The sequence below is a fragment of the Martelella mediterranea DSM 17316 genome (assembly GCF_002043005.1).
Lineage (GTDB): Bacteria > Pseudomonadota > Alphaproteobacteria > Rhizobiales > Rhizobiaceae > Martelella > Martelella mediterranea.
Genome location: NZ_CP020330.1, coordinates 2,688,805 through 2,707,098 on the forward strand (window position 1 = coordinate 2,688,805; position 18,294 = coordinate 2,707,098).

16 protein-coding genes are annotated in these 18,294 nt (G+C 62.7%); 10 read left to right on the forward strand and 6 right to left on the reverse strand.

Going from position 1 to position 18,294, the window contains the following annotated elements:
- The first annotated feature begins 6 nt into the window (after nucleotides 1–6).
- The gene (locus tag Mame_RS12500; RefSeq protein ID WP_018067428.1) at nucleotides 7–603 is read left to right on the forward strand and encodes an SCO family protein; all 597 of its coding nucleotides are present in this window, start codon (nucleotides 7–9) and stop codon (nucleotides 601–603) included.
- 71 nt (nucleotides 604–674) lie between these two features.
- Nucleotides 675–1,556, forward strand: a complete 882-nt coding sequence (locus Mame_RS12505) for a 50S ribosomal protein L11 methyltransferase (RefSeq protein WP_026173933.1) — start codon at nucleotides 675–677, stop codon at nucleotides 1,554–1,556.
- Between the two features lie 245 nt (nucleotides 1,557–1,801).
- Here the strand turns inward: Mame_RS12505 and Mame_RS12510 are convergent, their stop codons facing one another.
- Complete coding sequence (locus Mame_RS12510) at nucleotides 1,802–2,812, reverse strand: GlxA family transcriptional regulator (RefSeq protein ID WP_033411234.1); 1,011 nt, start codon at nucleotides 2,810–2,812, stop codon at nucleotides 1,802–1,804.
- Between the two features lie 207 nt (nucleotides 2,813–3,019).
- Nucleotides 3,020–3,187, reverse strand: a complete 168-nt coding sequence (locus Mame_RS26695; RefSeq protein WP_018067431.1) for a hypothetical protein — start codon at nucleotides 3,185–3,187, stop codon at nucleotides 3,020–3,022.
- Between the two features lie 111 nt (nucleotides 3,188–3,298).
- Here Mame_RS26695 and Mame_RS12515 point away from each other — a divergent pair, with 111 nt between their 5' ends.
- Nucleotides 3,299–4,204: a LysR family transcriptional regulator gene (locus Mame_RS12515; RefSeq protein WP_018067432.1), complete on the forward strand. Its 906-nt coding sequence runs from the start codon at nucleotides 3,299–3,301 to the stop codon at nucleotides 4,202–4,204.
- 27 nt (nucleotides 4,205–4,231) lie between these two features.
- Here Mame_RS12515 and Mame_RS12520 read toward each other — a convergent pair whose 3' ends face one another.
- Nucleotides 4,232–4,840 carry an exopolysaccharide biosynthesis protein gene (locus tag Mame_RS12520; protein WP_018067433.1) on the reverse strand — a complete coding sequence of 203 codons (609 nt, stop codon included), beginning with the start codon at nucleotides 4,838–4,840 and terminating at the stop codon, nucleotides 4,232–4,234.
- Nucleotides 4,841–5,154: 314 nt separating this feature from the next.
- On the opposite strand from Mame_RS12520, the gene Mame_RS12525 reads away from it, so the two are divergent.
- Nucleotides 5,155–5,274 (forward strand): entericidin domain-containing protein, encoded by a 120-nt coding sequence (locus Mame_RS12525; RefSeq protein ID WP_085986587.1) that lies wholly within the window; start codon nucleotides 5,155–5,157, stop codon nucleotides 5,272–5,274.
- A 68-nt stretch (nucleotides 5,275–5,342) separates the two neighbouring features.
- Here Mame_RS12525 and Mame_RS12530 read toward each other — a convergent pair whose 3' ends face one another.
- Together Mame_RS12530 and Mame_RS12535 are read right to left on the reverse strand one after the other, a co-directional pair.
- The gene (locus tag Mame_RS12530) at nucleotides 5,343–6,422 is read right to left on the reverse strand and encodes a Gfo/Idh/MocA family protein (protein ID WP_018067435.1); all 1,080 of its coding nucleotides are present in this window, start codon (nucleotides 6,420–6,422) and stop codon (nucleotides 5,343–5,345) included.
- A gap of 317 nt (nucleotides 6,423–6,739) precedes the next feature.
- The gene (locus Mame_RS12535) at nucleotides 6,740–7,546 is read right to left on the reverse strand and encodes a fructosamine kinase family protein (protein ID WP_018067437.1); all 807 of its coding nucleotides are present in this window, start codon (nucleotides 7,544–7,546) and stop codon (nucleotides 6,740–6,742) included.
- A 104-nt stretch (nucleotides 7,547–7,650) separates the two neighbouring features.
- Between Mame_RS12535 and Mame_RS12540 the strand changes: the two genes are divergently transcribed.
- From Mame_RS12540 to Mame_RS12550, 3 genes are all read left to right on the forward strand, one after another.
- Nucleotides 7,651–9,054, forward strand: a complete 1,404-nt coding sequence (locus Mame_RS12540; protein WP_018067438.1) for an FAD-binding oxidoreductase — start codon at nucleotides 7,651–7,653, stop codon at nucleotides 9,052–9,054.
- A gap of 145 nt (nucleotides 9,055–9,199) precedes the next feature.
- Entirely contained in the window at nucleotides 9,200–12,943 is a 3,744-nt protein-coding gene (locus Mame_RS12545) for an AsmA family protein (RefSeq protein WP_018067439.1), read from the forward strand.
- A gap of 189 nt (nucleotides 12,944–13,132) precedes the next feature.
- Nucleotides 13,133–13,522: a YbaN family protein gene (locus Mame_RS12550; RefSeq protein ID WP_018067440.1), complete on the forward strand. Its 390-nt coding sequence runs from the start codon at nucleotides 13,133–13,135 to the stop codon at nucleotides 13,520–13,522.
- A 12-nt stretch (nucleotides 13,523–13,534) separates the two neighbouring features.
- Here Mame_RS12550 and Mame_RS12555 read toward each other — a convergent pair whose 3' ends face one another.
- Entirely contained in the window at nucleotides 13,535–14,629 is a 1,095-nt protein-coding gene (locus Mame_RS12555; RefSeq protein WP_018067441.1) for a LacI family transcriptional regulator, read from the reverse strand.
- A 561-nt stretch (nucleotides 14,630–15,190) separates the two neighbouring features.
- Between Mame_RS12555 and Mame_RS12560 the strand changes: the two genes are divergently transcribed.
- From Mame_RS12560 to Mame_RS12570, 3 genes are all read left to right on the forward strand, one after another.
- Nucleotides 15,191–16,423, forward strand: a complete 1,233-nt coding sequence (locus tag Mame_RS12560) for an ABC transporter substrate-binding protein (RefSeq protein ID WP_018067442.1) — start codon at nucleotides 15,191–15,193, stop codon at nucleotides 16,421–16,423.
- 75 nt (nucleotides 16,424–16,498) lie between these two features.
- On the forward strand, nucleotides 16,499–17,392 hold the full coding sequence (locus tag Mame_RS12565; protein ID WP_026173936.1) for a carbohydrate ABC transporter permease: 894 nt from the start codon (nucleotides 16,499–16,501) through the stop codon (nucleotides 17,390–17,392).
- A gap of 4 nt (nucleotides 17,393–17,396) precedes the next feature.
- Nucleotides 17,397–18,293, forward strand: coding sequence for a carbohydrate ABC transporter permease (locus Mame_RS12570; protein ID WP_018067444.1), 897 nt, complete (start codon nucleotides 17,397–17,399; stop codon nucleotides 18,291–18,293).
- The last annotated feature ends 1 nt before the right edge of the window (nucleotide 18,294 follow it).

The following is an 18,294-nucleotide window of genomic DNA, read 5'->3' on the forward strand; positions in this document are numbered from 1 at the left end:
ATAAGCATGAAAACCTTCCGTCGCGTGCTCTGGGCTTCCGTCGCTGTGATATGCGCGGTGCTGATCTGGCTGGTTTATGAAATCGGCGAGACCAATGAGGAGATGATGAATGTCCCCTTCGGTCCCTCCTTCCAGTTGACCGCCGGCGACGGCCAGCCGATCACCGAACAGGCGCTGCGCGACAAGCCGACCGCGCTGTTCTTCGGCTTTACCCATTGCCCGGAAGTCTGCCCCACAACGCTCTACGAGTTGAACGGCTGGCTCAACGAGGTTGATCCCGATGGCGACAGGATCAACGCCTACTGGATGTCCGTCGACCCAGAACGCGATAGGCCGGAAACCATGGAGCGCTACCTTTCCAATGTCTCCGATCGCATCGAGGCGATTTCGGGCGATCCCGACAAGGTGCGCGCCGCGCTCGACAAGTTCGGGATCTACTACGAGAAGGTCCCGCTCGACCCCGATCAGCCGGATGGCGATTACACGATGAACCACAATGCCTCGGTGTTTTTGCTCGATGATGGCGGGGTGCTGAAGGGCACGATCGCCTATGGCGAAAGCCCGGATGTGGCGGTGAAGAAGCTCGAAAACCTGATCAACTGACGGCTGTGGCCTTGCCATTGACGGCGGGCGGGCTTATCGCGGATGGCAGGAATTTCAGGAAAGGCCGCTCCGTGAGCCAGATCAGACTTTACGTCACCACCAATGAAGCCGGCGCGGGCCAGATGCTCGATGCGCTTTCCATGGCGCTCGGCGAGGAGCCCTATGCGCTGGCGACCATGGAGATCGACGAGAAGGCTGATCGCTGGGAGGCCTCTGTCTATCTCGACGCGGACGAGGAAGACGCGCTGCGGGCGATCTTCGCGGACGTGGTGAAATCCGTCTTTGGCGAGAGCGGTCCGGAAATCGAGAAGGAAGAGATCGAGGAAATCGACTGGATCGCGAAATCGCTGGAAGGGCTGAAGCCGGTGCGTGCGGGGCGCTTTCTGGTTCACGGTTCGCATGACCGCGATCACCGCCGCGCCGGCGATATCGCCATCGAGATCGAGGCGGGGCAGGCGTTCGGAACTGGCCATCACGGCACCACCAGCGGCTGCCTGGAAATGATCGATACCGTGCTGAAGGCCGAGCAGCCGCTGAACGCGCTCGATCTCGGCACGGGTACGGGCGTGCTGGCAATGGCGGTGCGCAAGCTCAGGCCGATCCCGGTTCTCGCCACCGACATCGACCCGGTCGCTGTCAAGGTGGCGCGCGACAATGCGCGCGCGAACGGCATCGCCTCCGGCATCGATTTCGTCACCGCGCCGGGCTTTCACCACGCGGCCTTTGCCGAATATGCGCCGTTCGACCTGATCATCGCCAATATTCTCGCCCGCCCGCTGATGAAGCTCGCGCCGGGCTTGAAGCGCAATCTGGCGCCGGGCGGCGCGGTCATCCTGTCCGGCATTCTCGCCGAGCAGCGCTGGAAGGTGCTCTCAGCTTACCGTACGCAAGGCATGCGCCACGAGCGCACCTATTGGCGCAATGGCTGGGTGACGTTGCTGCTGAGAGGGTAGGCCGTCACTTTCGGGACGGCATCAGACTGCTGACAAAGTTCTCCCCACCTTCCTTCGTCACCCTCGGGCTTGTCCCGAGGGTCTAAGCACGTATCAATGCGACAAGCGTATCGGACGAAAGGTCAATTCAAAGCAAGATGTTACGGACCGCCGACTCCGCTCGTGCGAAGCGGTGGTTAGATCCTCGGGACAAGCCCGAGGATGACGTCCGTAAAAAGGGTTGGTTTGTAAGTAACCCGAAGGCTCTACACCGCAACCCCGATCGCGCTTTCCCGCACAGACATGCGGGCCTGGCGGCGCTGGGCGCGTTCCTGCTGGGGGGAACACTGGTAGATTTCGCGGTAGCATTTTGAAAAATGCGAGGCGGAGACGAAACCGCAGGCGACCGCGACATCGACGATCGGCATGGTCGATTGTGCCAGCAGCCGGCGGGCGCGATCGAGGCGGATTTCGAGATAATAGCGCGCCGGCGAGCGGCCCATCTCCTGGCGGTACAGCCGTTCGATCTGGCGGCGCGACAGCCCGACCGCATCGGCAATCTCGATTAGCGAAAGCGGCTCGGCGAGGTTGGCCTCCATCAGCTCGATGATCTGCAGCACCTTGCCGTTCTGGACTCCGAGGCGGGCGCTGAGCGGCAGGCGCTGGCGCTCGGAGGACAGGCGCACCCGGTCGGTCAGCGCCTGTTCACAGATTGCGTTGACGAGGCCCTCGCCGAATTCCCGGCCGATCAGGTGCAGGATCATGTCGAGCGAAGCGGTGCCGCCGGCCGAGGTATAGATGTTGCGGTCGATGACGAAGAGGTCGGCATGGGCGTCGATTTCCGGCCAGGTTTCGGTGAAGCCCGGCATATTCTCCCAATGGATCGCGCAGCGGCGGCCCTTGAGCAGGCCGGCGCGCGCCAGCAGGTGCGTGCCCGTGCACATCGCGCCGATGCCGCAGCCGCGATTGTTGAGCTCGCGCAGCCAGGCCTCGAAGGATTTGTTGTAGTAGTCCTCGACGTCGATGCCGGAACAGACCAGCACCAGATCCGGACGCTTCTCGCCCATCAGCGCGCGGCGCTCGTCGGCGAGCGAGGTGTCCGGCTCGATGGCGATGCCGCTCGAGGAACAGATTTTCAGCCCGCTATCGGAGGCGATCCGCCAGCGATAGGCCTCATAGCCGAGCATCCTGTTGGCGATGCGCAACGCCTCGATCGCGCTGGTAAAGGGCAGCAGCGAGAATTGCGGAACGAGATAAAAGACAAACGATCTTACCATGATGGACACCGCCGCGCTGAGAGCCGGATTCGACACTTGAGAAAATACAATTTCCGCAAGAAACCGGGTCGCCAATAGTCTGTTTACGACATTGACACAGACAAATGCGGCGGGAAAGAGCACGACACTTAGAATGGTTCGATTTTTCCGGTCGGCCATGCCCTTTCAGGCGCAAAGGACGTGGCCGACCGGCGCTTCCGGCGCGCCTCAATCATGCCGCCAGTAGCGGTCATCGGAAAAGACATCCTGGCGCAGATGCGGCGGGACCCGCCTGATGTTTTTCTCAAGCTGCTGCTTGCGCGCAAGCTGGTCCTGCAGGTTGGCATATCCTGCGAGCGGCGCCACCAGATGGCGTAATATGATGAACAATCCCATGACTTCTCTCCTTCAAGCGGGGGTGATGAGAGAAAGGTAGGCGGATTTGACATTCAATCAAACGAAATGTAATCATAGGTTCAGTCAAAAATATTGATCCAAGAGGCAGCCATGACCCTCAGCCTGCAAACGCCGCTCCCGGTTCTCGACAACGACATTCTGCGCACCTTCGTGGCGATCGCGGAAACCGGCAGTTTTTCCGGCGCCGCCGAGCGGGTTTTCAGAACGCCCTCGGCGGTGTCGATGCAGATCAAGCGCCTGGAAGAAGTTGTCGGCGCCTCTCTGTTCGTGCGGGACTCCCGATCCGTGCGGCTCACCCGCAGCGGCGAGACGTTGTTGTCCTATGCCAGACGGATGCTGGCGCTGTCCAATGAGGCGATGTCGCGTTTCCGCCATCCCGATATGCATGGCGTGGTGCGGCTCGGTGCGACCGACGATATCGGCGAGCGCGTCCTGCCGACCGTGCTCAAGCGTTTTGCCGAGGCATTTCCGAGCGTGATGGTCGACGTCACCATCGATAATTCCAACGGCCTTGCCCAGCGGCTGCGCGAGCAGCGGCTCGACCTCACCCTTCTGAACTCCGGCGACCTGCCGGGCAGGGATGAAGACGGCGAACTGATCATGCGCGAACGGCTGGTCTGGGTCGGCGCGAAATGCGGCACGGCCTATCTCAAGGAGCCCTTGCCGGTGTCGATGTGGGAGCAGAGTTGCTGCTGGCGGCACGAGGCGGTGCGCAAGCTTGCCGAGGCCGGCCGGCCCTATCGCGTCGCCTATCTGAGCGCGACCACCATGGTTCAGCGCGCCGCGGTTCTCTCCGATCTCGCCGTCGCGCCGATGGCGGCTTATTACGTCACCGACGACATGGAAGTGCTGGGACCCGACAAGGGGCTTCCCGAACTCGGCCTTTATGACATCCGGCTGAAGTTTTCCGACCAGCGCGGCGAGCTGATCGAGGCGGTGGCCGATGCGATCCGCCATGCCCTGCAGCCGACCCAGCTTGCCAACCGGGTTGCATGAACTGCGTAAGACAAAGCCCGTAAGCCTTTAGAAAAGCAGTGCAATCAGTGCCCCTGCCGCAATCACCACGAGGCCCGCGAGCAGGATCGAAATGACGCCGGTGATGATGCCGACGATAAGGCCATAGCCGTCCCGTTCGGTGTCCGACAACCCGATCACGGCGAGCGCGAATGCCGGCAGCCAGTTGCCGAACGGGATCGGCATGAACACCACCAGCGACAGCAGAAAGGCGAAGGCGCCGAGCAGGCGCTCCGACCGACGGGTTTTCAGGAACCAGTATCGGGGCCGCACCGCGCTTTCGATCCAGCGCAACCAGGGCAGTATCCGTTCCAGCAACGCCATGAAGCGCGCGCCGTCCATCGAGAATTGTGCGATCCGCTCCGGCAACCAGACGCGCTTGCGGCGCGATGCCATCATCTGCCAGCTCACGAGGATCAGCGGTATGCCGAGCACCAGTGTCGCGCCCGGCGGCAGCGGTATCAGGTTGGGGATCGCAAACAGCACCAGAAAGGCGCCGAAGGACCGTTCGGCCAGCGCGCCATCGAGCTGATCGAGGCTGACGCGGCCATCCGGTCCAGGCTGGAGGCGGGCGAGAATGGCGGAGAGCTTGTCACTGTCTTCCGTATGTTCGTTCACGACGGTTTCCTCTGCTTGGGCACGGAAGAAAGTAGGAACGCAATGCGGCTTTTGGAAGTGCCACCGGGCGTCTTCGCGGGGCATGGTGAAGCCTGTGGAAATCTCTGCTTTTCATTGTGGATAATGGAGGGAAGATCTGGGGAGAAACTGTGAAGATCTTTTCGAGCCCGGTTCTGAGTAGGGATTAGTTTCGCTCTCGCAGGCATTGGCCCGGAACACGATGCGGTTCTGAACGTTTAAGAGACATCCGAACGAAAAATCAGGAGTTCGAAATGTTCAAAGGTAAGGTCATCCTCGCTTCCATTCTTTTCGCCATGGGCAGCCTGCTTGCCTCTTGCGGCAACACCATCGAAGGCATGGGCCAGGATACGGCGAACGCCATCGATGCGACGCAGAACGCCGGCCAGTCCGTAGACCGCGCTGCAAGCTATTAATCCAAGATTTTGATTTCATTGCAAAAGCCCGGGCCGAGCGCTCGGGCTTTTTGGTTTCCGGAAGAAGGTCAGATCGCGTTCTGCCAGCCGTGGTAAAATGCGTGATCGGCCATCACCGGCAGGGGTACGGGGCTGTAGGTCTTTGCCGACCAGTATGCCGCCGTGGCGAAATCGAGGCTGTGGCGCGCGTCGGCAAGGGTCAGCGGCAGCGGCGTCTTGGTGCAGATGGCGTTATGGAAACCCTGCATCTGGCCCGCAAAGCCGGTGGGCGGCGGGGCGAACTCGGCCAGGGCCTCGTCGATCCGGCGCGCGATTTCGTCATTCGCCGGGATAAAGCGCCACGGCGCGTCCTCGGCCGTGAAGTCGGGTCGGCTATCGGTCTCGATCACCATGTTCTCGAAGCACAGCCGCATGCGGCTCAGCGGCTCGACGGAGCCGAGCGTTGCCGATGTGGTGGCGAGCGCGCCGCAATGCAGTTCTACGGTCACGCTGGCGCAATCCTCGACCTCGATGCCGCGGTTGACGCGGGTGGCGATGCGCGCGGACAGCGAGCGCACAGGACCGAGCAAATAGAACATCAGGTCGTTGGCGTGGATCGCGTGGTTCATCAGCACCCCGCCGAGCGCATCATTCCAGTGCCGCCGCCAGTCGTGCTCGTAATAATGCGCATCGCGCAGCCAGTGAACCTCGCATGTCGCGACATAGGGCTTGCCGGCAATGCCGGTGGTGATCAGATGCTTGGCCTTCTGGGCGCCGTCATTGTAGCGATACTGCATGATCGGCATGACATGGCCGCTGGAGCGCGATTCGGCATCGAGCAGCTCGTCGATATCGGCAAGCGAGCCGACCAGCGGCTTTTCGCAGATCACGTGTTTGCCGGCTTTCAGCGCCGCAAGCATCAGGGCCTTGTGGGTGCCGGGCGGCGTGCAGACGTCGATCACGTCGATATCGTCCATGCCCAGGATTTCGAGATAGTCGGTCTCGCGCCGCTCGATGCCGAACCGGTCGCCGACCGCGTTGAGGTGGCTGGCGTCGATGTCGCAGATGGCGGCGACTTCGAAGCGCTCCGGGTTGGGAAGATAACCGCGGCTGATATGCGTTTGGCCGACGCCCAGGCCGACGACGGCGACTTTGAGTTTTCTCGTCATTCCAATGTCCTGTTATGCATATTTCGGACGTTTGCTTTCAATGCCGTTCCGTGCCTTCGGGCGCGGTCAAAGCCTGACGATCCGGCAGGGCGCGGCGCGCGGCGCTGGCAAGGGTTTCGGGGGCCAAAACAAACTCTGAGCAAGAATCATGCTTCCAGCAGGTAACCGCCAGCATTATCCGATTTCGCGCTGGCGAAGCTTTGTCACTTTATCGCCATGTTCGGGCGCTCATGGCAAGCCCCTTGCGTGATTCGATCCGATGCGAATCGATTTTAAAAGTGAGCGAAGGCGGCTAAGTTTTTGACTAAAATCAGTTTTCAATGCCCGCTCTCAGTCAGAAAACCTTCGACCATCGCCCTGTAGCCCGATCCGAAAAGCCGGAAATGCACCAGCGCCGGCCAGAGACTGTAGACAGCGCGCCGCGTCTCGAAGCCGGGATCGAGCGTGCCATAACGTTCGTAGAATCGGTCGTCGAGATGGCCGAAAAGCGCGGCCATCGCCAGATCGACCTCACGGTCGCCATAATAGCAGGCCGGATCGATCAGCGCGGTCACGCGACCGCCCGACGTCATCACATTGCCCGACCAGAGATCGCCGTGCAGCAGGGCCGCCGGCGGGGTGTCCGGAATGATATCGCCAAGCCGCGCGGCGAGGCTTTCGACCCGCCGGGCGAGCGGGGAAGGCAGGTCCGCGAGGTTGTTGAGCAGACGGTTGTCGCGCCAGAAGGCGACCCAGGACGGGGTCTCGTCATTGCGGATGGTAACCTTGCCGAAAGAAAAGTCCGCGCCGAAGCCGTAGGGTCTGTCGACCGGCTGGTGCAGGGCGGTCAGAACGCGCGCCAGATCGTCCTCCGCGCCCGAAAATCCGCTGCGGCCCTCGACCTCCTCCATGATGAGCAATGTATCGTCGGCCGCAATCACCCTGGGCGCGGGCGCGCCGGTCGCCGCGATCAGCCGCAGCATCGCGGCTTCCAGCGCCGGCGCCGGGCCGGTCTTCACGATGTAGCTCTGTTCCGTACTTGTCACGGCGCGCATCAATGCGGAGAGGTCGCCGCTTGAAAAATGGGTGAGTTCGACGCTTTCGACGCCGAGCAGACGGGCGGTGTGGCGTGCAATCTGGTTCATCGTCGTTCCGTGGCTGAGCGCGCTCTGGACGCCGGGGGCGGTGCTGTCTTAAAAGCAATCACCGCCGCCTGAAGGCTACGGCAATTTACCCGCGGAGTGCAAGAATGGCGATCGAGGACGTAACAACCCGGCTGAGAAATCCAGAGGCGGCGCAGACCGTCATCGCCATCCTGCAACAGCGCTTCGCCGACAAGGTGCAGACCGGCGAGGCCTTCCGCGCCCAGCATGCCCACACCACCACCTATCTGCCGGCGCAGCTTCCCGACGCCGTGTTCTTCGCTGAAAGCGCCGAGGATGTGAAGGCGGTGGTCAAGGCCTGCGCCGCCCACAAGGTGCCGGTGATACCCTTCGGCACGGGCTCCTCGCTGGAGGGGCAGGTGAACGCGCCCGAGGGCGGCATCTCGATCGATTTCTCGCGCATGAACCGCGTGCTTGCGGTGAATGCAGAGGATCTCGACTGCACGGTCGAGCCCGGCATCACCCGTGAGGAACTGAACGCATATCTGCGCGATACCGGCCTGTTTTTCCCGATTGATCCCGGCGCCAACGCCTCGATCGGCGGCATGGCCTCCACCCGCGCCTCCGGCACCAATGCCGTGCGCTACGGCACGATGAAGGACGTGGTCCTGGCGGTAACGGCGGTGACGGCGGATGGCGAGGAGATCACCACCGCCAGCCGCGCGCGCAAATCCTCGGCGGGCTACGACCTGACGCGGCTGTTCGTCGGCGCGGAGGGCACGCTCGGGGTGATCACGTCCGTAACGCTGAAGCTTGCCGGCATCCCGGAAAAGATCGCCGGCGGCGTGTCCTCCTTCGCCACGCTGGAGGATGCCTGCAATGCGGTGATCATGACCATCCAGATGGGCATTCCGGTCGCCCGCATCGAACTGCTCGATGCCCTGCAAGTGAAAGCCTGCAACGCCTATTCCGGCCTCGACTTTCCCGAAACGCCGCTGCTGCTGCTGGAATTCCACGGCAGCGAGCAGGCGGTGGCGATGCAGTCGGAGCAGTTCGCCGAGATCGCAGCGGAATGCGGCGGATCGGAGTTCGTGTGGACCGCCAATGCCGAGGAGCGCAATCGGCTCTGGAAAGCCCGCCACAATGCCTATTGGGCGGGCAGGGCGCTGAAGCCGGACTATGAGGGCTTTTCCACCGATGTCTGCGTCCCGATCTCGCGCCTTGCCGATTGCGTGCGCGAGACCCAGGCCGATATCGCAGCCGAGGGCATTCTGGCCCCGGTGGTCGGCCATGCCGGCGACGGCAATTTTCATCTCCTGGTGCTGTTCGACAAGGACAAGCCCGGTGAGATCGAGAAGATCGAGGCGTTCACCGTCCGCCTTGCCGAGCGCGCGATCGCCATGGGCGGCACCTCGACGGGCGAGCACGGCGTTGGTCAGGGCAAGAAACGCGTTGTCGGCAAGGAGCTCGGAAGCGCGGTCGCGATGATGCGGGCGATCAAGCAGGCGCTCGACCCGGACAACATCTTCAACCCGGGCAAAATATTCTGATTGCAGCCGGTGCGGTGCCGCGCGGAAAAAGGGCATATCGCCCCGCACGGAACCGGCGCCTGAACTGGTTTGCCATTCTGCCCTGTGCTAGGTTCTGGCCAATGCGGCCGGAGCCGCAAACGCAAGTGACAGAGGAATAGCAGGTTTGCTGGCACGAATACTGGTTATCATTGGCGCTTTTCTGGTTTTCGTCCTCTGTGTCGCGCTGGTCGCCCCCTATTTCATCGACTGGAGCAGCTTCCGGCGGGAATTCGAGGTGCAGGCGAGCCGGGTGATCGGCAAGAAGGTCGAGGTGCTCGGCGACGTCGATGTCCGCATCCTGCCGTTTCCGGCGATCACCATGCACGATGTCAGCGTCGGCCGGGATGCCGCCGGCCCGCCGCTTGCGACGGCGGAATCCTTCTCGATGGACGCGGAACTGGCGCCCTTCCTCAGCGGCGAAATGCGCATCTTCAAGATGCAGCTCGAACACCCCGTGTTCAATCTCTCGCTTGATGAGAATGGCGCGCTCTCATGGACCGATACCGGCGAGAGTGCCATCGCCTCCCGCCGCGTGATCTTCGAGGATGTCGAGGTGCGCGATGGCGAAATCCACCTCTCGGATGCGGCAAGCGGGCGGATGCGCAGTCTGACCGATATCGACGCCATGCTTTTCGCCAACGCGATCGAAGGCCCGTGGCGGATGGAGGGGACGGGTGTGCTCGACGGCCGCGCCGGAAGCTTCAGCATCCTTACCGGCAGACCCGATCCCGAAACCCGCTCCGTGCGGGTGCGATTGACCGCCGCGCCGCTGCAATGGCCGCTTCTGGCGTCGATGGAAGGCGATGTCTCGCTTGCGACCGGCGCGCCGGTCTATGCCGGCGACTTCCGTCTCGCCGTGACCGCCGATGAGGAACAGGACGTGCCGCCGCCGCGCGTTGCCGGCAAGTTCGAGCTCACCAACAACTCCTTCGCGGTGCCGGAATACCGGCTGGAAGTCGGCACCCGAGTCGATCCCTATGTGATTTCGGGAGAGGGCAATTTCGACACACGGCCGGGCGGCACCTTCCTGCTGACGGCCAACGGCCAGCAATTCAATGTCGAGCGGCTTTCCGATTACGACACCAATCTGAAGAAGGGCCGGGTCGCGCCGCCAAGCGCGCGCGAGCGCCTCGACGTGCTGATCGGCTTCATCAGGGACGTGCCGATCCCGCAATTGCCGGGCAAGGTGACGTTCCGCCTGCCGGCGCTGGTCTCCGGCGACACCACGATCCGCTCGATCGTGCTTGACGCCTCGCCCGACGGCGATGGCTGGCGGATCGAAAACGGCTCGGCGATCCTGCCCGGCCGCACCCAGGTGGAGGCGTCCGGGCGGCTGGCCGTCGGCGAGACCACGGATTTTTCGGGCTCGCTCCTGGTCGCCTCGCGCCAGCCAAGCGGACTTTCGCAATGGCTGACCGGCAAGGTCAGCCCGGAAATCCGCGAACTCGACCGCGCCGGCTTTTCCGCCGACGTTATTCTGACGCCGCAGACCCAAGCCTTCGAAAATCTGCAGATCGTCGCCGGCGACGCCGTGCTTGACGGCACCTTGTCGCGACAGGCCGATGGCGCCGCCACGCCGACGCTCGATTTCGACCTCTCCGGAAATGTCATCGATCTGAACGCGCTCAGGGCGCTTGCCGGGCTGATGGTGGGCGAGGATATCGATACCGGCCTCAGCCAGCACCGCATTCACGCCACGCTCAGGGCCGGCGCAGTCAACGCCTTCGACCTGACGGCCAATGTGGTCGATACCGATTTCACCTATCAGGCCGGCGCGGTGACGATCGACAGCCTGAAGATCGACGATCTCGCGGGCGCGGCGATCACGCTTTCGGGGCAGGCGCAGACGATGCGGGATATGCCGACCGGCTCCGCCCGCCTGACGCTGTCCGCCGGAGACATTACCGATTTCGTGGCGATGCTCCGCCAGCGGGCCGGTGATCACCCGCTGCTGACGATGCTTGGCGATGGAGCGATCTGGTACAACGATACCAGTCTCGAGGCGGACCTGACCTTCGGGCAGGATGGAACCGCAGCCGCCGCCGTGATCCAGGGGAGCGCCAATGGCAGCCGCATTTCCGGCTCGTGGCGGATGGACTCGCTCACGGGGCAGGGCGGCATGAGCGGCCAGCTTCAGGCCTCGAACCCGGATGCCGCGGTGCTGTTCGGGCAGGCGGGCCTGATGCCGCTGCCGATCCCGGCGCCGGCGGGCGCGCAGGTGTCGCTCTCCGTTGATCGCGCCGATGCCGAAGGGCCGGCCGCCATCGGCTTTCGCGCGGCAAGCGGCGAGACCCGGTTCTCCGCCAGCGGCGAGGCGAGCCTTGCGGCGGGCGATTTCCTGAGCGGCCGCTATTCGGTTTCGCTCGAAAGCCCTGATCTTGAACCTTATCTGGCGATGAACGCCTTTGCGGTGCCCGGCACGGCCTTCGGGGTGCCGGTGTCGCTGAAGGCGGCGCTCGATATCGACGATGAGGCCTACACGCTTTCGGCCATTGACGGAACGCTTGACGGCAACGGTCTTGCCGGTCGGCTTTCGCTCGCAAGGGGCGGGCCAGTGGCCTCGCTCAAGGGGGCGCTCGCGCTCGACCGGCTCGACATGGCCTGGCTGACGGAGGCCGTTTTCGGTCCCGATTTCACCGATTCCGAGGGCAATCTCTCGGATGTGCCCTTCGACCGCGCCTATTTCGGAACGGCTGAGGCGAGCGTGGACCTGCAGGCGGGCGCCTTCGATCTCGGTCTTGCCGAGCCCGTGACCGGCATGGGCGGCAAGCTCGATTTCCGCGGCGGCGGCATGGCGCTCAACGGGCTTTCTGGCCGGCTGATGGGCGGCACGCTTTCCGGCGACATGCGGCTCGGAAACACCGATGGCAATGGCTATTTCCAGGCCCAGCTCAATCTTGCCGACGCGACCCTGCCCGAAAATCTCTGGCAGGCGGACGGGACGCCCGTCGTCTCCGGCGCGTTCGATCTCGGCCTTGTGGTGGAGACCACCGCCGATACCGCGCGGGGTCTGAAATCGCAGGCCAGCGGTTCCGGCATCGTCACGCTCAAATCGCCGATCTTCAACGGCCTCGATCTCGGCTTCAGGGACGAGCTTCTCGCCTGGGCGGATGCCGAGGGCACGGAAATCACCAATGAGGCCATCGAGGACAAGGTTCGCGCGCTGCTCTTCGGTGGCGGCAGCTTCCAGGCGGGCGATATCGCGATCCCGTTTGCGATCACCGACGGAACGCTGCAGGCGCGCAATGTGCTGGTCGATCTGCCCGAGGCCAGCGTCTACGCGGCGATGGAGGCCGATCTGGATACGCGCGATCTGGACGCCGCGCTCGATGTCGCGCTCAAGCTTGGCGACGAGGGCGAGGAGGGGGCGAGCGCCGGCTTTACGATCGGCTTCAACGGCCCGCTTGCTGCGCCGGACCGCACCCTTGATCTCACCGAGATCGATAATTATCTGGCGCTGAGGGCGGTCGAGCGCGAGCGCGAGCGCGTGGAACGCCTGCAGGCCGACATTCTCGAAAAGCAGCGCCTGCGCCGTGAGGCGGCCCTCTATCAGGGCCGGGAAGAGGCGCGCGAGCGCCAGCGTCAGGAGGAGGCGGAACGGCAGCGGCGGGAAGAAGAGGCGCGCCGCGCCGCGGAAGCCGCCCGAAGCGCCGAGGCGGGTGCCTCCGGTGAGCCTTCGTCAGATCAGCCATCGCCGGGCGGCGCTGGCGAGACAGCGCCCGATCGGCCGGCTGAAGCCGCGCCGATTTCCGCCGCGCCAGCGGAGGTCGTTCCCGAAGCGCCGGCAAAGAGCGATTGGGACCGACTGATTGAATCGATCATCGACGGGGCGGAGGAAGTGCGCCAGGACGGCGCACCCAGCCCCTGAACGGTTCCGTCAAAATATCGCCGGTATTGCGGAGCATGTGAGGCGCAAGCCGGGCACTGTCGGAGCCAGTTGAAGAACGGCGCAATAATCTTTTTGCCGCAGAAACGCACTATGGATTCGGCAAAGTTGTAGCGGTAAAACAATGTGATAGAGCCATAGTGTGATGAATGAGATGAAGGGCAGACTTGAATGAAAACGGTGAAGCGCAGGCTTTTGATCGGGCTTGGTTGGGTGATGGTGGCGCTTGCCCTTATCGGCGCGGTTCTGCCTATCATGCCGACCGTGCCGTTCCTGATCGTTGCCGCCGCCGCCTTTGCCCGTTCGTCGCCGGAGCTTGAGGCGCGGCTGATGAACCATCCGCATTTCGGCCCGCATCTCGGCCGCTGGCGGCGCGAGGGCGCGATCTCGCTGCCGGCCAAGCTGCTTGCCGTGGCGGCCATGGGCTGCAGCATGGTCTCGGTTCTGCTGTTTGCCGGCGCATGGCCGTGGCTGCAGGCCGGCGTCGCGTTTGTGCTCGCCTGTTGCGCGCTCTACGTCCTCACCCGCCCTTCGCCTTCCTCAATCGCCGCGGACGGCTGATTTCGTCAGGTTTTAGCTGTTTTCCCGCGCCTTTGCCGCTGGCGCCTTCGACCAGTCGGGCTTGCTGATGCTTTGCAGCGGCTTCGATCCGGCATTGTCGATGCGGGCGAGAACGGCGCGGGCGAGTTCGCGCCCGGCCTGGCTGAAATCCTCGCTCATGGCGATGAGTTCCGGGTTGATCCAGTTCAGGAAATCGGCCGGCTGCTTGGCCACCACGTCGACCTCGCGGCCGAGCGTCAGGTTGCAGTCTCTCAGCGCCGCCATGATCGGGATCGCGCTGCTGCCGCTGCAGGCGATCACGGCGTCCGGCGGATGGCTGGAGCGCAGCGTCGCGAGCATGCCGCTGCGGATCTCGGTCAGGGGCGAATCGGTCGAGATCGATGTCAGCGGCGTCTCCTCCAGGGAGAACTGGCTGAGGCCGCGTTCGAAGCCGGAGCGGAAATACTTGTAATAGGTCAGGTGGCTCGGTGGCTGCAGGCTGACGATCCGCCGCCGCCCGCGCCCCGCCAGCATTTCCACGGCGTCGAAGGCATAGGCGTCATTGTCGAAATCATGGAACGGATAGTCGATACTGCCTTCCGTGCGGCCATGGGCGGCAAACGGCATGCCGCGCTCGCGCATCAGCTTGATGCGGGGATCGTCGGGCTCGATGCGCGAGATGATCACGCCATCGGCCGAGCCGGTATCCAGGATATAGCGCACCGGCGCCATCTGGTCGTGATGGATCGGCTGCGGCATCAGCACGAGATGATAGGGCGTGTCGGCCAGGATTTCAGAGATGCCGAAGATCATCTGACCGGCCATGCCCATGATTTCCTCTTCCAAATTGAGGATGAGGGCGATGACATTGGTCTTGCCGGTCCTGAGCCTGACGCCGGCGCGATTCGGCATGTAGCCGAGCTGCTTGGCGACCAGCCGCACCCGTTCCTTGGTGTGCTCGGCGATATCCGGCGCATCCTTCAGCGCGCGCGAGACGGTGGTGACGCCGAGCCCGGTCATATAGGCGATCGTCTTCAGCGTCGGCCGGGCGTTTGCGGTTTCGCCTGTCCGGGTCTCTGCGCGGCGGCCTTCCGTGCGGCCATCTGTGCGGCTTGTCGTCGGTTTCATTGCGTCTCCTCATTCGCCGGCAACCGGATTGATTGCAAACGCGCCTTGCCGCGCGAAACTGGTCGCGCGCCCCGGTTCGTCTGCGGCTCGAGGTTGCGCCTCTCCCGCCCCGCCCTGAACAGCCCTGCCTGCCGCCGACGCTTATAGCGTCTCCCGGCAATCCATGCGCAAAAAAAAGCGCTGTTCGCCGGGCGTCAGGCAGTCTCCTCCCGTCAGGGAAAGGGGATGATGGTAGTCTAGCGCGGCAAGAACTGAAACGATACAGAAAAGTGTTTCTGGCCGTTCGATCCCCTGATTTTCAAGGCCTACGCGGCGTCATGACGCATAGGTCACCACATTGTTTGCGTTAGCGAAGAAGCGCCGCTTTGAAAGCCGATTTCTTAGAAAAAAACCAATTAAAATAACATTTTAATGGGGTATTTGCATTGCAAAAATGAGGACGGCGGGGGAGCCCTGAACTCCAACTAAAGTCGCACGGAAACAAAAACTTCGACAAAAAGGTTGCCAGCTTCCGGGAATTTGAATACCGTTTTCCGGCAACGTTTCAGTTGGGAGGACAAGATGAAACATGCAATTCTCACCGCAGCGCTCGCTGCCGGCGTCGCGATGCCGCTTTCCGCCAGCGCGACCGATCTCGAAGTAACCCATTGGTGGACCTCCGGCGGCGAGGCTGCCGCCGTGAAGGTGCTCGCCGACAATTTCAATGAGACGGGCAATACCTGGGTTGATAGCGCCATCGCCGGTTCCGGCACCACCGCCAACCCGATCATCGTCAGTCGTATTCTCGGCGGCAACCCCATGGGCGCGACCCAGATGAACACCGGCCGCGATGCCGAGGAGCTCATCAAGGCTGGCCTGATGCTCGATCTGACCGAGCTTGCCGAGAAGGAAGACTGGGCCAGCAAGATCCGCCCCGCCAAGCTTCTCGAAGCCTGCGAATATGATGGCCGCATCTATTGCGTTCCGATCAACATCCACTCCTGGCAGTGGATGTGGCTGAACCGGCATGTGTTCGAGGACAATGGCATTCCGGTTCCGACCAACTGGGCCGAACTGGTGGAGGCCGCGCCGAAACTGGAAGAAGCTGGCGTCATTCCTCTTGCCACCGGCCAGCCCTGGCAGGTCGACGGTATTCGCAACGTGATGCAGGTCGCGATCGGCGGCGTCGACAATTATCTCGCCGTCAATGGCGACAAGGATCCCGATGCGGTGATGAGCGATGAAAACCGCGCCATCTGGGAAGCCTTCGCACAGGCCCGCACCATGGTCGACGATGCCTATTCCGGCCGCGACTGGAACGTCGCCACCAATATGGTGATCCAGGGCGATGCCGCGGCACAGATCATGGGCGACTGGGCGCAGGGCGAGTTCGCCCAGGCCGGCCAGGAAGCCGGCGTCGACTATGATTGCCTGCCCGGCCTCGGCAACAACCCGGTGCTTGATACCGGCGGCGATGCCTTCTACTTCCCGAAGACGGATGATCCGGAAATCACGGCCGCCCAGCTTGAGCTCGCCTCGATGCTGGTCTCGCCCGAAACCCAGGTCGAGTTCAATCTGGTCAAGGGCTCGCTGCCGGTGCGCGGCGATGTCGATCTGGAAGCCGCCAATGCCTGCATGAAGAAGGGTATCGAGATTCTCGCCAACCCGGAAAACGTGCTGCCCTCGACCGAGCAGTTGCTCGATTCCGATACGCAGGGGCAGATCACCGACCTCGCGCTCGAGTTCTTCTCTTCCGACATGTCGGTGGATGATGCCATGGAGCGGCAGAAGGAAATCATCGAACAGGCAATGTAATTTGCCCGGTTGAGCGGCGGGGCGGTTGATCCGCTCCGCCTTTCTTTCTGCACCAATCTCGTGAGGGGAGCAGCAATGGCTGATGTCGCTCGCCGTCCGATGGGTCTGTTCAAGAACCTGAACGCCAAGATCGCGGCCATACCGATGATGCTCACCGCGGTGGTCATCTTCATCGGTTGCACCGCCTGGACGGTTATCTATTCATTCACCGATTCAAGGCTTCTGCCGAGCGAGAATTTCGTCGGTTTCGCCCAGTATGATCGCCTGTTCGGCACCACGCGCTGGAATGTCGCGATCGGCAATCTGCTGATCTACGGCTGCCTCAGCCTGATCTTCTCTTTCGTCGTGGGCTTCATTCTGGCAACGCTGCTCGACCAGAAGATCCGCTTCGAAAACACATTTCGCACCATCTTCCTCTATCCCTTCGCGCTTTCCTTCATCGTGACCGGTCTGGTCTGGCAGTGGATTCTCGATCCCGGCCTCGGCCTGCCGAAGTTTCTCGATGAACTCGGGCTTCCCGGCGGCAATCTCGCGCTGCTCGGTAACAAGCACACCGTGATTTACGCGCTCGTGATCGCCGGGCTGTGGCAGGGCACGGGCCTCGTCATGGTGCTGATGCTGGCGGGGCTCCGCGGCATTGACACGGAAATCTGGAAGGCCTCGAAGATCGACGGCATTCCGGCATGGCGCACCTATATCTTCATCGTCATTCCGATGATGCGCGGCGTGTTCGTCACCACGCTGGTGATCGTCGCCTCCGGCATCGTCCGGGTCTACGACCTTGTCGTGGCCATGACCCAAGGGGGACCCGGCTTCGCCTCCGAAGTGCCGGCGAAATATGTCTACGACCTGATGTTCCAGCGCGGCAATATCGGGCAGGGACTGGCGGCCTCCACCGTCATGCTGGTCACTGTGTTCATCATCCTCGTGCCTTGGGCATTGATGGAATTCAGAGGCAAGAAGAGGTAGCAACATGGCTGACATCGCTTTGAACGGACCTGCGGGTCCGCGTCCGAAACGCCGGCTCGCCCCCTCCAGGATCATTCTCTATTCCATCCTGTTCGTGGCCGCAGTCTATTATCTGATCCCGCTTTACGTGATGATCGTGACCTCGTTGAAGGGCATGCCGGAAATCCGCATGGGCAACATCTTCGCCCCGCCGGTGGAAATCACCTTCGAACCCTGGGTCAAGGCCTGGAGCGGGGCCTGTACCGGGCTTTACTGCGAAGGCATCAGCGTCGGTTTCTGGAACTCGGTCAAGATCACCGTTCCCGGCATCATCATCTCGATCGCGGTTGCCTCGGTCAACGGCTATGCGCTCGCCAACTGGCGCTTCAAGGGCTCGGAATTCTTCTTCACCGTGCTCCTGTTCGGCGCCTTCATCCCCTATCAGGTGATGCTCTATCCGCTGGTGATCATCCTGCGCGAGCTGCACATGTTCTCGACGCTGCCGGGCATCGTGCTGGTGCATACGATTTTCGGCATGCCGATCCTGACGCTTCTGTTCCGCAACTATTTCGCCTCGCTGCCGGAGGAGCTGTTCAAGGCGGCGCGCGTCGATGGCGCGGGGTTCTGGCAGATCTTCTTCAAGATCATGCTGCCGATGTCGTTGCCGATCTTCGTGGTTGGCATGATCATCCAGACCACCGGCATCTGGAACGACTTCCTGTTCGGGGTGATCTTCGCAGGCCAGCAGAACTATCCGATGACGGTCCAGCTCAACAACATCGTCAACGCGGTGCAGGGCGTGAAGGAGTACAATGTCAACATGGCGGCGACCCTTCTGACCGGCCTCGTCCCGCTCGCCGTCTATTTCGTTTCCGGACCGCTGTTCGTGCGCGGCATCGCCGCCGGCGCGGTGAAAGGGTAAA